The organism is Actinacidiphila acidipaludis, from assembly GCF_019890725.1.
In the GTDB taxonomy this organism is placed as follows: Bacteria; Actinomycetota; Actinomycetes; order Streptomycetales; family Streptomycetaceae; genus Actinacidiphila; species Actinacidiphila acidipaludis.
The window spans coordinates 72,131-87,609 of the sequence record NZ_JAINZZ010000014.1; the positions used below are offsets into that span (position 1 = coordinate 72,131).

General features: G+C 70.9%; 12 protein-coding genes. 11 read left to right on the plus strand and 1 reads right to left on the minus strand.

All coding sequences use genetic code 11. The annotated features are described in order from the left end of the window. Positions 1-473: 473 nt before the first annotated feature. From K7862_RS14300 to K7862_RS14315, 4 genes are all read left to right on the plus strand, one after another. Positions 474-1,829 carry an ABC transporter substrate-binding protein gene (locus tag K7862_RS14300; RefSeq protein ID WP_222962941.1) on the plus strand — a complete coding sequence of 452 codons (1,356 nt, stop codon included), beginning with the start codon at positions 474-476 and terminating at the stop codon, positions 1,827-1,829. Between the two features lie 86 nt (positions 1,830-1,915). Beyond that, positions 1,916-2,836, plus strand: coding sequence for a carbohydrate ABC transporter permease (locus K7862_RS14305; protein ID WP_222962990.1), 921 nt, complete (start codon positions 1,916-1,918; stop codon positions 2,834-2,836). After that, the gene (locus K7862_RS14310) at positions 2,833-3,753 is read left to right on the plus strand and encodes a carbohydrate ABC transporter permease (protein WP_222962942.1); all 921 of its coding nucleotides are present in this window, start codon (positions 2,833-2,835) and stop codon (positions 3,751-3,753) included. The genes K7862_RS14305 and K7862_RS14310 overlap by 4 nt, the downstream gene beginning before the upstream one ends. A gap of 130 nt (positions 3,754-3,883) precedes the next feature. Continuing rightward, complete coding sequence (locus K7862_RS14315) at positions 3,884-5,077, plus strand: cellulose-binding domain-containing protein (protein ID WP_222962943.1); 1,194 nt, start codon at positions 3,884-3,886, stop codon at positions 5,075-5,077. A 139-nt stretch (positions 5,078-5,216) separates the two neighbouring features. On the opposite strand, the gene K7862_RS14320 is transcribed toward K7862_RS14315, so the two are convergent. Further along, a complete protein-coding gene (locus K7862_RS14320) occupies positions 5,217-6,617 on the minus strand; it encodes a cellulose binding domain-containing protein (RefSeq protein ID WP_262413133.1) in 1,401 nt (466 codons plus the stop codon). Positions 6,618-6,836: 219 nt separating this feature from the next. Between K7862_RS14320 and K7862_RS14325 the strand changes: the two genes are divergently transcribed. From K7862_RS14325 to pntB, 7 genes are all read left to right on the plus strand, one after another. Continuing rightward, positions 6,837-7,667, plus strand: coding sequence for an aldo/keto reductase (locus tag K7862_RS14325; RefSeq protein ID WP_222962944.1), 831 nt, complete (start codon positions 6,837-6,839; stop codon positions 7,665-7,667). Positions 7,668-7,783: 116 nt separating this feature from the next. Further along, entirely contained in the window at positions 7,784-8,728 is a 945-nt protein-coding gene (locus K7862_RS14330) for a ketopantoate reductase family protein (protein ID WP_222962945.1), read from the plus strand. A gap of 40 nt (positions 8,729-8,768) precedes the next feature. Then, entirely contained in the window at positions 8,769-9,413 is a 645-nt protein-coding gene (locus K7862_RS14335; protein ID WP_222962946.1) for a CGNR zinc finger domain-containing protein, read from the plus strand. A 153-nt stretch (positions 9,414-9,566) separates the two neighbouring features. Further along, complete coding sequence (locus K7862_RS14340) at positions 9,567-10,781, plus strand: GNAT family N-acetyltransferase (protein ID WP_222962947.1); 1,215 nt, start codon at positions 9,567-9,569, stop codon at positions 10,779-10,781. 238 nt (positions 10,782-11,019) lie between these two features. Next, entirely contained in the window at positions 11,020-12,108 is a 1,089-nt protein-coding gene (locus K7862_RS14345; protein ID WP_222962948.1) for a sugar ABC transporter substrate-binding protein, read from the plus strand. Positions 12,109-12,439: 331 nt separating this feature from the next. After that, positions 12,440-13,981 carry a Re/Si-specific NAD(P)(+) transhydrogenase subunit alpha gene (locus tag K7862_RS14350; RefSeq protein ID WP_222962949.1) on the plus strand — a complete coding sequence of 514 codons (1,542 nt, stop codon included), beginning with the start codon at positions 12,440-12,442 and terminating at the stop codon, positions 13,979-13,981. 9 nt (positions 13,982-13,990) lie between these two features. Then, entirely contained in the window at positions 13,991-15,427 is a 1,437-nt protein-coding gene (gene pntB, locus K7862_RS14355; protein ID WP_222962950.1) for a Re/Si-specific NAD(P)(+) transhydrogenase subunit beta, read from the plus strand. The last annotated feature ends 52 nt before the right edge of the window (positions 15,428-15,479 follow it).

The following is a 15,479-nucleotide window of genomic DNA, read 5'->3' on the forward strand; positions in this document are numbered from 1 at the left end:
TGGACGGGACGGCGGGGCAGCCGTCTCGTCCAGGGGTGTCGGCCCTGTCCATGATCTCTTCCTCGTCTCTCCTTCCACCGCGATTCTGTCTCCGGCGGTCCCGTCAACCGGGGATGGACACGGTTGTGCCGGTTCGCCGGGGGCGCGGATCAGGCCACGGCCCGCACCGCGAAAGGGCAGGCGTCGGTGCCTGGAGAGGCGGCCGGTACGTTGGTGAGCCCACGGCCGGGAAGCCTCCGACCGGAAGCAAACATGTTCCAACACAGGCCGCACATCACGGTCCGGCAACTCATCCGGATCAGGGCGTTGACGACCTTGTGCATGTGGCGTAGAACTACCCCTGCAGTTGCGATGGCGTTTCATCTTGGTGACTTCTGTTGGAAACGGATCGGTGCTGGAGCCGCCAGAAACCTCCGCTCCGCCAGCATTCGCCGTCGGCCCCCTAGATACGCCCACACACACATGGAGGCACCATGTCGGACGTCGAGTCGTCGGGTAGCACTGAGGCCGCGGCCTCCCCGACCCGCAGGAACCTGCTGCGAGGAGTCGCCGGAGCGGCCGGTCTCGCCGCGGTGTCCGGGGGCCTGCTGACGGCCTGCAGCAGCTCCAGCTCGGACGACAAGAAGAAGTCCGGCGGATCCACGCCGGTGGCCGGCAGCACCGTGACGTTCGGGTCGAACTACTCCGACCCCGCGGCCAAGTCCGCGTTCGCCGCGCTGACCGCGGGCGCCACGGCGGCGACCAAGGTGAACGTCAAGATCAACACGGTCGACCACAACACGTTCCAGCAGAACATCACCAGCTATCTGCAGGGCACCCCGGACGACCTGTTCACCTGGTTCGCCGGTTACCGCATGCAGTACTTCGCGGCCCAGGGCCTCGCCGAGCCGATCGACGACGTCTGGCAGGAGATCGGGAGCAGCTTCGGCCCCGCCGCCAAGCAGCTCTCCACCGGTCTGGACGGCCACCAGTACCTGGTGCCGATCTACAACTACCCGTGGGTCGTCTTCTACAACAAGAGCGTCTTCAAGGCCAAGGGCTACACCGTCCCCACCACCTGGGACCAGTACGTCCAGCTCGCCAAGAAGATGAAGTCGGACGGCATCATCCCGATCGCGTTCGCGGACAAGGACGGCTGGCCCGCGCTCGGCACGTTCGACATCCTGAACATGCGGATCAACGGGTACGACTACCACATCAAGCTGATGAAGCACCAGATCCCCTGGACCGACCAGGGCGTGCACACGGTGTTCCAGCACTGGGCCGAGATCATGCCGTACCTGCAGACCGGCGCCAACGGCCGCATCTGGCAGGACGCGGCGAAGGCGCTGGAGACCAAGCAGGCCGGCATGATGTTCCAGGGCACCAACCAGGTCGCCGCGCAGTACGTGACGGACAAGGCCAACCTGGACGACCTGGACTTCTTCGTCTTCCCGGAGATCAACCCGCAGTGGGGCCAGGACTACATGGACGCCCCCACCGACGGCTTCATGCTCTCCAAGAAGGCCAAGAACCCGGACGCCGCCAAGGCGATCCTGAAGTACATCGGCACCGGCGGCGCCGAGTCGGCCTACCTCAAGACCGACCAGTGGGACGTCGGCCTGGTCAACGGCCTCCAGGTGCCGACCTACAACGCGATCCAGAAGAAGTCGGTGGCCGAGATCGCCAAGTGCAAGTCGGTCGCCCAGTTCATGGACCGTGACTCGGACCCGGCGATGGCCAACGCGATGATCTCGATCATCCAGAAGTTCATCGACGACCCGAGCACCGGCAACATCGCGAGCCTGCAGAAGAGCGCGGAGGCCCAGGCGAAGGCGATCTACTCCTGATGAGTTCCGCCTCCCAGGTGCATGACCCGGCGGCGGCGGAGGCCAGGACGGAAGTCCCGGCCCGCCGCCGTCGGCGCATGCGCAAGATGACCCCCCGCGACCGCATCGTGGTCGCGGTGCTGCTCGGCATACCGCTGCTGCTCGACCTGGCCTTCGTGTGGTTCCCCGCCATCGGCACCGTGCTGCTGTCGTTCACCAAGTGGAACGGCGTCGGCAGCCTGCACACCAAGTCCTGCGTGCCGAACATGCCCTCGATCCTCAACAACGGCTGTGTCTACGGCATCCAGAACTACCACCAGGCCGCCACCATCTACCCGGAGTTCTGGCCCGCGGTCCGGCACAACCTCATCTGGCTGGCCGTGTTCGTGGTCATCGCCACGCCGCTGGGCATGCTCTTCGCCGTGCTGATCGACCGCGGCATCCGCGGCAGCCGGATGTACCAGAGCATCCTGTTCCTGCCGGTGATGCTCTCGCTCGCCCTGGTCGGCATCATCTGGGAGTTCGTCTACTCCCAGAACTACGGCCTGATCAACACCGTCATCGGCCGCAACGGCAACGACAACGCCATCGACTGGCTCGGCAATCCGCACCTGAACCTGTGGGCGGTGCTGCTGGAGGCGACCTGGCGGCAGGCCGGTTACGTCATGGTGCTCTACCTGGCCGGCCTCAAGGCCGTCGACCCCTCGCTGCGCGAGGCCGCGCTGGTCGACGGCGCCAACGCCTGGCAGACCTTCTGGAAGATCGTCTTCCCGGTGATGCGGCCGATCAACATCGTGATCATGGTGGTCACGGTCATCGAGTCGCTGCGCGCGTTCGACCTGGTCTACATCACGAACAAGGGCATCAACGGCCTCGAACTGCTGTCGGTCCTCGTCACGACGAACATCGTGGGCGAGACCCAGCGGGTCGGCTTCGGCTCGGCGCTCGGCGTGGTGCTGCTGGTCATCTCCCTCGTGCCCATCAGCATCTTCCTCTACCAGACCTTCCGCCGGGAGGAACAGTCATGAGCGCCGACACCCTTCCGCGGATCGAGGCGCCCGCGCGGCGCACCGGCGGCCCGGGCGCCAAGCCCAAGGCGTGGGGCCAGATCGCCTCCCAGGTGTTCCTGATCGTCGCCTCGGTGCTGTGGCTGCTGCCGATCGCCTTCGCGCTGTACGTGGCGATCCGGCCGTACTCCGACACCCGCAAGTACGGCTACGTGTCGATGCCGCACCACATCACGTTCCAGAACTTCCGTGACGCGTGGACCCAGTCGGACATGCTGCACTTCTTCTGGAACTCGGTGCTCATCACCGTGCCGGCCGTGATCATCGTGCTCTGCCTGGCCTCGGGCGTGGCGTTCGTGCTCACCCGGGTCAACGTCAAGGTCAATGTCGCGCTGCTGATCCTCTTCACGGCCGGCAACCTGCTCCCGCAGCAGGTCATCATCACCCCGCTGTACCGGATCTACCTGAAGATCACGCTGCCGCACTTCCTGTCCAGCAGCGGTCTGATGTACAACTCGATCTTCGGCCTGGTCGTCATCAACGTGGCCTTCCAGCTGGGCTTCTGCGTCTTCGTGCTGAGCAACTACATGAAGTCGATCCCCGGCGAGATGTACGAGGCCGCGCTGGTGGACGGCGCGTCGCTGTGGACCCGGTTCTGGCGGCTGACCGTGCCGCTGTGCCGGCCCGCGCTCGCGGCGCTCGCCACGCTGCTGACGACGTGGATCTACAACGACTTCTTCTGGGCCATCACCCTGATGTCGTCCGGCAACAAGCGCCCGGTGACCTCGGCGCTCGCCAACCTGCAGGGCCAGTTCGTCAGCAACCAGAACCTGATCGCGGCCGCGGCCATGATCGCGGCGGTGCCGACGCTGGTGGTCTACATCCTGCTGCAGAAGCAGTTCATCGCCGGCCTCTCGCTCGGTTCCAGCAAGGGCTGAACCGGCCGCACGGCGGCGGAGGCCCATCGGGGGCGGCGGGCCGTGGCCCGCCGCCCCCGCGGGCTTTCCACCGGGCCGTCCCGCTGTGATGATGGGAGCGCTCCCATACCCCCACCTCTGGAGGAGCGCCATGAGAACACACCACTGGCACCCCCTGCTCACCTCGTTACGCCGACGGCCCTGGCTCCTGCTGCTCGCCGCCATAGCCCTGGTCGTCCCGGCCGCGCTGGCCGTGCCCGCCAGCGGCGCGGCGGCCGGCTGCTCGGTCACCTACACCGACAACCCGTGGTCCGGCGGCTACACCGCCCAGATCCACGTCACCAACCTCGGCGCGCCGCTGAGCAGTTGGCAGGTCGCCTGGACCTACGCGGGCGACCAGCAGGTCACCTCGGCCTGGAACGCCCAGGTGACGCAGACCGGGAAACAGGTCGTGGCGGCGAGTCTGGCCTACAACGGCACGCTCGGCGCCGGCGCCTCGACCGACTTCGGACTGCAGGGCACCTGGCACACCGCCGACCCGGCGCCGGCCGCCTTCACCCTCAACGGGACGGCCTGCGACGGCTCGACGACACCCCCCACGACCCCGCCGACCACTCCCACGACACCCCCCACCACTCCCCCGACGACACCGCCGGCCGGCTGCGCGGGAGCCGCGATCTGCTCCGGCTTCGAGGACCAGGCCGGCAGCGCGCCGAGCGGCGACTGGCAGGCCGCGGCGCCGGACTGCCAGGGAACCGGCACGGTGGCCGTGGACTCCACGGTGGCCCACACCGGCACCAAGTCGCTGCGCGTGGACGGCAGGGCGGGCTACTGCAACCACGCGTTCGCGGTCAGCACCCGGGACCTGTCCGGGGTCGGGCCGGTCGTCTACCTGCGGATGTGGGTCCGGCACACCACCGCGCTGCCGGCCTCCCACGTGGCCTTCGTGTCGATGCCCGACGCGTCCCAGAACGGCCGGGCGCTGCGGATCGGCGGGCAGAACGGCGCCCTGCAGTGGAACCGGGAGTCCGACGACGCCACCCTGCCCGCGCAGAGTCCCGCCGGGGTGGCGCTGAGCACCCCGCTGCCGGTGAACCGCTGGGTGTGCCTGCGGTTCATGGTCGACACCTCGGCGCCGCGCCTGGACACCTGGCTGGACGACCAGCAGGTGCCGGGGCTGCACGTGGACGGCGTGCCGACCCAGGACGTCGACCAGCAGTGGCTGAGCCGGACGACGCCGCCGCGGCCGACCGCGCTGCGGCTGGGCTGGGAGAGCTACGCGACCGGTGACGACACCCTGTGGTTCGACGACGTGGCCGTGGGCTCCTCGCCGATCGGCTGCTGAGAGCGCCCGGCACCGCGGCACGCCGGCGGGGCCGGACCGCCACCTGCCAGGTGGCGGTCCGGCCCCGCCCTTTCCGTCACGGCCGCGGCGGACTCCCGCGATCAGCGGCTGGGACGGGCGGGGACCGGCGGCGTGCGGGTCAGGCCGAGGTGCAGACGGGCAGGCCCAGGTTCTGGTCGGAGCCGTTCAGCGTCATGCCGAACGACGCAGAACCGCCGGGCGCGACCGTCCCGTTCCAGGCCGCGTTGCGCACGGTGGTCGGCGGGTCCGACGAACTCACGGTCGCGTTCCAGATGTTCGCGACGCTCACCCCGGAGGGCAGGGCGAGCCGCACGGCCCACGAACGGATCGCCGCCGTTCCGGGGTTGAGCACCGTCACGTCGGCCTGGTAGCCGCCGGGCCAGGAGTTCGTGACGTGCGCCGTCACCGAGCAGCCGCCGGAGGCGGGCGGGGTCGTGGGAGGGGTGGTCGGCGGCGTCGTGGGGGGCGTGGTCGGCGGGGTGGTGGGCGGGGTCGTGGGCGGGGTGCCGCCGTCGCCGCCCTGTGTGGTGTAGGTGACGCCGGTGTACGCCGGTCCGCAGGTGTTCGAGCAGGAGGAGGGGAGCGAGAAGTCGTAGGTGCGGCCGCCGAAGAGGTAGGCGTCCGACGCGTCCCGGACCCGGATGGTGAACTCGGCGCCGCCCGAGGTGGTCGGCGCCAGGACGAACGCCTGCCCCATGTCGCTGTCCATCTGGGCGTCGTGCCAGGTGCCGCCGGACAGGTACTCCACTCCGTGCACTCCGTTGGGCAGGTGCGAGACGGAGATCGCCGGCCACCACCGCTGCGCCCCCTGGAGGAAGCCGATGCGGATGTCGCCGGTGTAGTCCGGCGCGGGGACGTAACTCCACGAGACGTGGCGGTTGTTCCAGTGGTCCGGCAGGCCGGTGACCGGAGTGCCGTTCCGGGTGAAGCGGTTGAGCGACGCGGTCGCCAGGTCGAGGTGGTTCGGGTCGTCACGGCACCAGGCGTTGGCGTCGGCGCAGCTGTCGGCGACCAGCATCGTCAGCGTGGCGCCGTTGTAGGTGTCGGCGGTCCAGGACCCGTTGCGGCAGAACGGCTGCCCGGGGGCGCCGTCGTTGGTGCCGGTGCAGTAGTCGCCGATGGTGACCCTCACCCAGCGGCCGCAGTTGTGCCCGTTGTTCCAGGCGCCGATCCTGGCGCTCTGGTCGGGCGGCACCGGACGCGGGTACATCGTGTAGTCGCCCGGGGTGTCGAAGACGTTGAGGGCGACGAAGTCCTGGGTCTCCAGCTCGGACTGGGGCATGCCGCAGCCGCCGTAGGGCTGGCCGAGGCCGTCGAAGTGGGTGGCGTTGCCCGTCACATCGGCCGCCGCGGCGGCAGCGTCGGTCCTGGGGGCCGCGCCTTTGGGCGTCGCGGCGGGCGCCGGAAGCATCGTCAGCGCGCAGACCAGTGCGGCGCCGGCGAGTGCGGCCAGGGCGGCGGGCAGCCGCCGTGCGCCCCGGCGGCGCGGTGGCGGGGCGGGGCGCCGGGTAAGGCTCATCTCGCGAGGACTCATGGTGCGTCTCCGGAAAGGTGGGGGGAACGGAGCACTATGGGAGCGCTCCCATAGTGGGGTCCGCCCGCGACGGCTGTCCAGCACCCGGCACTTCACCCGGACAGGGGTGCGTGTCAGGCGCCCCGCCCGGCTGAACCACAGGGAGGCGGACGTAGGCTGACCGGACGGCACTCCCGCGACAACAAGGACAGAGGGGACATATCCATGCCCACCGTTCCGGTCCACTCCCTCAACGACGGCACCACCCTGCCCGGCATCGGCCTCGGCACCTATCCGATGGACGACGCGGAGGCCGAGCGTGCGGTCGCCGAGGCCGTCGGATCGGGATACCGGCTGGTCGACACCGCGGCCAACTACGGCAACGAGAGCGGCACCGGACGCGGGATCGCGCACAGCGGAGTCGCCCGCGGGGAACTGGTGGTGACCACCAAACTGCCCGGCCGCCACCACGGTCACGACGAGACGCTGGCGTCGTTCGAGGAGTCGCGCAAGCGCCTCGGCCTCGACTACGTGGACCTGTACCTCATCCACTGGCCGTTGCCGCGCGTCGAAAAGTACGTCGAGTCGTGGAAGGCGATGATCAAGCTCCGCGAGGAGGGCGTGGTCCGCTCGATCGGCGTCTCCAACTTCACCGCGGAGCACGTCGACCGGCTGGAGCGGGAGACCGGAGTGCTGCCCTCGGTGAACCAGATCGAGATGCATCCGCTGTTCCCGCAGGAGGAGTTGCGCACCTACCTGGCCGGCAAGGGGGTGGCGGTGGAGAGCTGGAGTCCGCTCGGCCGGGGCAGCGACCTGCTCTCCGATCCGGCGATCGCGAAGGTCGCGGAGGCCCACGGACGCACTCCCGGGCAGGTGGTGCTGCGCTGGCACACCCAGCTCGGGGTGGTGCCGATCCCCAAGTCCTCCGATCCCGCCCGCCGTCGGGAGAACCTCGATGTCTTCGACTTCGCCCTGGACCCGCAGGAGATGGCGGGCATCGCCTCGCGCACCCATCGGCGGCTGGGCGGCGACCCGCGCCACCACGAGGAGTTCTGACCCGACCCGGGCGCGGACGGCGGCGGCCCTGGCGCCGGACGCGCGGCCACCGGTAGGGTCCTGGTAACCCCATGGGGGGTTACTTGAACGGTGGGCACGAAGGGACAGGGGTCGCCATGCGCATTGCCGTCGTCGGAGCGGGAGGCGTCGGGGGGTTCTTCGGCGCGCGCCTCGCGGCCGCCGGGGACGAGGTCACGTTCGTCGCCCGGGGCCGCCACCTCGAGGCGATCCGGGCCGACGGCCTGAGCGTGCGCAGCGCCCTGGGCGACCTCCGGGTGGCGCCCGAGGCCGTGGTGCCCTCGATCGCGGACGTCCCGGCGGCCGACGTCGTCCTGGTCGCGGTGAAGCTCTGGGACACCGAGGACGTCGCCAAGCAGCTGCGGCCGCTGGCCGAGGCCGGCGCCACCGTCATCTCGCTGCAGAACGGCGTGCAGAAGGACGACGTGCTGCGCGAGCACCTGCCCGCGCGTTCCGTCATGGGCGGCGCCTGCTACATCTCCGCGTTCATCGAGGAACCCGGCGTGGTGCGCCACAACGGCACGCTGCAGAAGCTGGTCTTCGGGGAGTTCGGCGCGCACGGCGCCGAGCCGTCGCGGCGCGCGGGCGCGCTGCTCGACCGGTGCGCGGCGGCGGGCATCGAGGCCGAGGTGAGCCCGGCCGTCGAGCGCGTGATCTGGGAGAAGTTCGTGTTCCTGACCGGCCTGTCCGGGACGACTTCCGCGGTCCGGCAGCCGATCGGCGTGGTCCGCGGCACCCCCGGCTCCCGGGCGCTGCTGCGCGACGTGATGCGCGAGGCGGCCGCGGTCGGCCGGGCCCGCGGCGTGGACCTGGACGCCGGTCTGGCGGACGAGCGGCTGGCGTTCTGCGACACCCTCCCGGCCGACATGACGTCCTCGATGCACAACGACCTGAAGAACGGCAACCGTCTCGAACTGCCCTGGCTCAGCGGCGCGGTGGCCGATCTCGGCCGCGAACTCGGAGTGCCGGCGCCCCGCAACCAGGCCATCGCGGACGTGCTCTCCCCGTACGTCATGGGCGCACCCGCGACCGGTGCCGAGTAACTGTCGCAGCGGTTACCGGGGACGTGGTGAGGAGGCGTTCGTGACGGAGACCGGGACACCCGCGCCGGAGGGGGCGGGCGGGGCCGGGGGCGGTCCGCGTCCCCGGGTGAGCGCGCTGACGCGCAGCCTGCGGTTCGACGGCGGTGGTCTGGCCCTCGACCTCGTCGCGACCCTCGGCCGCCGTCACGGCGATCCGGTCGAGCGCCTGGACGGTCCCGGCCGCCTCGGCGCGTGGTGCGAGGGCGTGTCCGTGCGGCTGGAGGAGGGCGAGGCGACCGAGGCCCTGGTGGCAGAGCTGCGGCTGCTGCGCGAGGCCGCGTACGACGTGGCGTCCGCGGGCCTGCGCGGTACCGTGCCCGCCCTGACGTCGGTGGCACTGGTCAACGAGTGCGCCCACCACGAACCGCCCGCCCCGCGCCTGGAGTCCGGGCCGGAGGGTGTCGTCGTGGCCCGGCCCGCGCTGACCGGACGGCAGTTGCGGTCGCTGGTGGCGCGCGACCTGATCGCCCTGATGGCGGACCCGGTGCGCCGCGCCGGTCTGCGGGAGTGCGCCGGACCGCACTGCCGGATGCTCTACCTCGACGGCACGCCAGGACGCCGCCGCGTCTGGTGCTCGATGCGGCGCTGCGGCAACAGCGCGAAGGCCGCACGGCACCGCGGACGCGCGGCCGCGGACCCGGCCTGACGACCGCACGTCAGCCCTGCGCGCAGCCCCGGCACGCAACCGTCGCCCGCCACCACCCCCGTGTCGTCGTCCGGCGGGAAACCGGGTGGCCGCGGCCCGCACCGAGGCCCGACACTGTGGGGTCACCCTGTCGCCGCCCCGGAGGGACCAGCCATGCACATCCGCGCCACGCGCGAGGCCGACCGCGAGACCTTTGTGACCACGCTGCTCGCCGCCTTCGGCCAGGTCCCCGAGACACCGGCCGCGGGCGAGGGCGCCTGGTGGTCCGGGTTCGAGATGGACCGCTGCCTGATCGCCGAGGACGACGGGCGGGCGGTGGCCACCGCCGGTGCGTACAGCTTCGAGCTGACCATGCCCGGCGGGAATCTGCTGCCGGTCGCCGGGATCACGGCCGTGGGGGTGCTGCCCTCGCACCGCAGGCGGGGCATCCTCACCTCCCTGATGCGCCGGCAGCTCGACGACGTCGCGGACCGCGGGGAGTGCCTGGCCGTGCTGCTGGCCTCCGAGGCGGTCATCTACCGGCGGTTCGGGTACGGCCCGGCCACCTTCACGCAGCGCCTGACCGTGGCGCGCCACCGCGCCGCCCTGGCGGGACCGGCGCCGGCCGGGTCGGTGGTGGTGCGGCAGCGCTCCGAGTGCGGCGACGACCTGGCGGCGGTGTACGACGCCTACCGCCGTACCCAGCCCGGCGCCCTGTCGCGGCCGGCCAAGTCCTGGCAGACCGGCGCCGGCCAGCCTCCGGTGGCCCTCACCCAGCGTCTGGTCGCCTTCCACCACGACGCGCAGGGACGGCCGAACGGGTACGCGAGCTACCTGGTCGGCGCGGTGGACCCGGTGACCGGCGCCCGCCCGCTGAACGTGGACGAGTTCGTCGCCGCCGACCGCGACGCCTACGCCGGGCTGTTCCACTTCTTCGCCGGACACGACCTGGTGACCGAGATCGTCCTCAAGTCGGTGCCGCGGGCAGGGTGGCTGCGCTGGCTGCTGACGGACCACCGCGCGGCGACGGTCTCGAAGGACACGGACTGGCTGTGGGTGCGGGTGCTGGACGTACCGCGCGCGCTGGCCGCCCGCGGCTACCGGATGGACGGGCGGCTGGTCCTCGACGTCGCCGACTCCGTCCGCCCGGAGGTCGCCGGCCGTTACGCGCTCACCGTCAGCGGCGGAACGGCCGCCTGCGAGCGGACCGACGAGGCGGCCGACCTCAGCCTGGACGTCAGCGACCTCGGCTCGGTCCTGCTCGGCGGCGTCGCGCCCTCGGCCCTGGCGGACGCCGGACGTGTCCGTGCCGGCGACCCCCGGGTGCTGCCGCTCGCCGACGCCCTGTTCGGCGCCGAGCGGACGCCGCACACCGTCCACTGGTTCTGACCACCGGCCGTGGTACTTCCGACTTTGACCCAATCCCCCGTGCGTCATCCGGACACTCCGGCGCACTATTTGACGAACCACCCTCGTCAGGACCCGGAGTCCACCGCTGGGAGCGCACCCAACTCCGGCTAGGAGCAATTCTCTTGGTGTCGGCTTATTGACGCACGACCCACGGTCCGAGTTGACTCACGGTCACTTGGGCCGCGGTGTTGCGGCCCCTCCGGGGAGGCAGTGTTCGATGACCGCGATGAGGCGTCGGGTGATCGTGGGGACGGCCGTCGTGTCGATGGCCCTGGCGTTGGCCGCGTGCGGCAAGGCCGGAGACAAGAAGTCGGACAACGCGTCCGGTTCGGGCAAGTCGATCGGCATCCTGCTGCCGGACACCGTCACCGCCCGCTACGAGCGGTTCGACAAGCCGCTGATGGTGGCGAAGATCAAGGAGCTGTGCCCGGACTGCACGGTGACGTACGACAACGCCGCCGGTGACGCGTCCAAGCAGGCGCAGCAGGTGAACACCATGGTCACCAAGGGCGTGAAGGTGCTCATCCTGGACGCCCAGGACTCGGTGGGCATCCGCTCCTCGGTGCAGTCCGCCGTCGACAAGGGCATCAAGGTCGTGGCGTACGACCGGCTCGCGCAGGGTCCGGTCTCGGCCTACGTGTCGTACGACAACGAGAAGGTCGGCGAACTGCAGGGCCAGGCGCTGCTCGACGCGCTCGGCCCCAAGGCGACCCCGCAGGCGAAGATCGTGATGATCAACGGCGACGACGCCGACCCGAACGCCGCCCAGTTCAAGGCGGGCGCGCACAAGGTGCTCGACGGCAAGGTGGCCGTCGCCTACGAGCAGAGCGGTCTGTGGAAGGACACCGTCGCCAACCAGAAGGTGACGGCGGCCATCACCCAGATCGGCGCGAAGAACATCGTCGGCGTCTACTCGGCGAACGACACCATGGCCGGCGGTATCGCCACCGCCCTCAAGGGCGCCGGGATGCACGTGCCGCTCACCGGGCAGGACGCGGACCTGACCGCGATCCAGCGGATCCTGGCCGGCGCCCAGTCCGCGACCGTCTACAAGGCGTACAAGCCGGAGGCCGACGCGACCGCCGAGATCGCCGTGGACCTGCTGCAGGGCAAGGCCGTCACGTCCGTCGCGGACACCACGGCCACCAGCGGCTCCGGCCAGAGCGTGCCGGCCAAACTGCTGACCGCGGTCTCGGTGACGAAGGCGAACATCAAGGACACCGTGGTCAAGGACGGCATGTACACCACCGCCCAGATCTGCACCGCCGAGTTCGCCCAGGCGTGCAAGGAGAACGGCATCCAGTAGCCGCCGCGTTCCTCCGTTCGGACGCGCCCAACCGATGGGCCGTCCGGGCACCGTTCCCCCGGCCCGGGGCCCGCCGCCACGGCGGTTCCCGGGCCGTCGCACGCCCGCGCACGGCCCCCGCGGGCCGCGGACGGGGTCTTTTGCGCGGCCCACCGGGCCCGTAAGGTGCGGCAGACCACATCCACTGCTCCTTGTGCTGTGCGGGGCGCTCCTCCACTGTCTGGGGATGCATCGCAGGGCAGTCCGTTGTTCCCGCCCGCTGCCCGTCCGTACCGATGCCTTGTCCGATGTTCCTTTTCGTCGTCCCATCGCCAGGTGAGAGGGGAGCGCGATGTCCGAAACCGCGGCACAACAGATCGGGGTCGTGGCCGAGTCGAGCACCGGGGAGACCCGGGTGGCGGCCACGCCCCAGACCGTCCGTCAGCTCCTCGGCCTCGGCTACGAGGTCGTCGTCGAGTCGGGGGCCGGCACCGCGTCGGGCTTCTCCGACGACGCCTACACCGACGCCGGGGCCCGGGTCGGCGACGCCTGGCGGGCGGACGTCGTCCTGAAGGTCAACGCGCCCTCGCCCGAGGAGATCGCGCGGCTGCGCGAGGGCGCGACCCTGATCGGGCTGCTCGCCCCGGGGCAGTCGCCGGAGCTGCTGGACGAGCTGGCCGCGCGGCCCATCACCGCGCTCGCGATGGACGCGGTACCGCGTATCTCGCGTGCGCAGTCGATGGACGTCCTCAGCTCGATGGCCAACATCGCCGGCTACCGGGCGGTCATCGAGGCCGCCCATGTCTTCGGGCGCTTCTTCACCGGCCAGGTGACGGCCGCGGGCAAGGTGCCCCCGGCGAAGGTGCTGGTGGCGGGCGCCGGGGTGGCCGGTCTCGCGGCGATCGGCGCGGCCGGGAGCCTGGGCGCGGTGGTGCGCGCCACCGACCCGCGTCCCGAGGTCGCCGACCAGGTGCGCTCGCTGGGGGGCGAGTTCCTCGCCGTGGAGGTCGAGCAGGAGGCCGGGACGGACGGTTACGCCAAGGCGACCTCGGAGGAGTACGACCGGCGGGCCGCGGAGATCTACTCCGAGCAGGCCGCCGACGTCGACGTCATCATCACCACGGCCCTCATCCCGGGCCGGCCGGCTCCGCGGCTGATCACCGCGGCGGACGTGGCCGCGATGAAACCGGGCAGCGTCATCGTGGACATGGCCGCCGCCCAGGGCGGCAACGTCGCGGGCACGGTCGCCGGGCGGGCGGTGGTCACCGAGAACGGCGTGACGATCATCGGCTACACCGACCTGGCGGGCCGGCTGCCGGCCCAGGCGTCCCAGCTCTACGGCACCAACCTGGTCAACCTGCTGAAACTGCTGACCCCGGAGAAGGACGGCCGGCTCGCCCTCGACTTCGACGACGTGGTGCAGCGCTCGGTGACGGTGGCCCGCGACGGCGAGAAGACCTGGCCGCCACCGCCGGTCCAGGTGTCGGCCGCGCCCGCGGCCGCCCCGGCGCCCGTCCCCGCGGCGCCGGCCCAGGAGAAACGGCGCCTGTCGCCCGCCGGCCGGTACGGGCTGATCGCCCTGGGCATGCTCGCCCTGTTCCTGCTGATCGCCTTCTCCCCGACGCAACTCGTAGGGAACTTCACGGTGTTCGTGCTGGCCGTCGTCATCGGCTACTACGTCATCGGCAAGGTCCACCACGCACTGCACACCCCGCTGATGTCGGTGACCAACGCGATCTCCGGCATCGTGATCATCGGGGCGCTGCTGCAGTTCGGCCACGACCGGGTGGCCGTGTCCGTGCTGTCGTTCGCGGCGATCCTGCTCACCAGCATCAACATCTTCGGTGGGTTCGCCGTCACCCGTCGCATGCTCAGCATGTTCACGAAAGGCTGAGGTCGAAGCATGAACGCCAGTACAGCCATGCAGTCCGCGGACGTCGTCGCCGCGCTGCTGTTCATTCTCAGCCTGGCCGGGCTCTCCCAGCACCGCACCTCCCGCGCCGGCGTGGTCTTCGGCATCGGCGGGATGGCGCTCGCGCTGGTCGCCACCATCGTGTTCGCCGGGCGGCACATCTCCGGTGGCGCGGTGCTGCTCGTCCTGGTCGCGATGGCCGTCGGCGCGGGTATCGGCCTGTGGCGGGCCCGCGTGGTGGAGATGACCGGGATGCCGGAACTCATCGCCATGCTGCACAGCTTCGTCGGCCTCTCCGCGGTCCTGGTGGGCTGGAACAGCTACCTGGACGTGGAGGCGCGCGGCTCCGCGCAGACCGAGATCGCCTCGAACCTGCTGCGCATCCACCACGCCGAGGTGTTCATCGGCATCTTCATCGGCGCCGTCACCTTCACCGGCTCGATCATCGCGTTCCTGAAGCTGTCCGCCAGGATCAAGTCGCGTCCGCTGATGCTGCCCGGCAAGAACCTCCTCAACGTCGGCGCCCTGGCGGTCTTCGTGGGGCTGACGGTCTGGTTCGTGGCGAGTCCCGGGCTGGGGCTGATCATCGCCGTCACGGTCGTGGCGCTGGCCCTGGGCTGGCACCTGGTCGCGTCGATCGGCGGCGGTGACATGCCGGTCGTGGTGTCGATGCTCAACAGCTACTCGGGCTGGGCGGCGGCCGCGGCCGGGTTCCTGCTCGACAACAACTTGCTGATCGTCACGGGCGCGCTGGTCGGCTCCTCCGGTGCGTACCTGTCGTACATCATGTGCAAGGCGATGAACCGCTCGTTCATCTCCGTCATCGCGGGCGGCTTCGGCATCGAGGCGCCCAGCCACGGCGAGGCGGAGACCGGCGAGCACCGGGAGACCACCGCCGAGGAGACCGCCGAGCTGCTGCAGAACGCCACCTCGGTGATCATCACGCCCGGCTACGGGATGGCGGTGGCCCAGGCGCAGCATCCGGTGGCCGAGCTGACGCGGGTGCTGCGGGAGCGCGGCGTCGAGGTCAGGTTCGGGGTCCACCCGGTGGCCGGCCGGCTGCCGGGGCACATGAACGTGCTCCTCGCCGAGGCCAATGTGCCCTACGACGTGGTGCTGGAGATGGACGAGATCAACGACGACTTCGCCGCGACCTCGGTGGTGCTCGTCATCGGCGCCAACGACACGGTGAACCCGGCGGCCACCGAGGATCCGTCGAGCCCGATCGCGGGCATGCCGGTGCTGCGGGTGTGGGAGTCGGAGAACGTCATCGTCTTCAAGCGGTCGATGGCCTCGGGGTACGCGGGGGTGCAGAACCCGCTGTTCTTCCGGGAGAACAGCCGGATGCTGTTCGGCGACGCGAAGCAGAGCGTCGAGGGCATCCTGCGCGCGCTGCACCTGCCGGAGCGGAGCCTGGCCTCCTCCTGAGCCGGGAGCACCCCGGCGCCCCCGGGCCGGCGACGGCCGGCCCGGGGGCGCG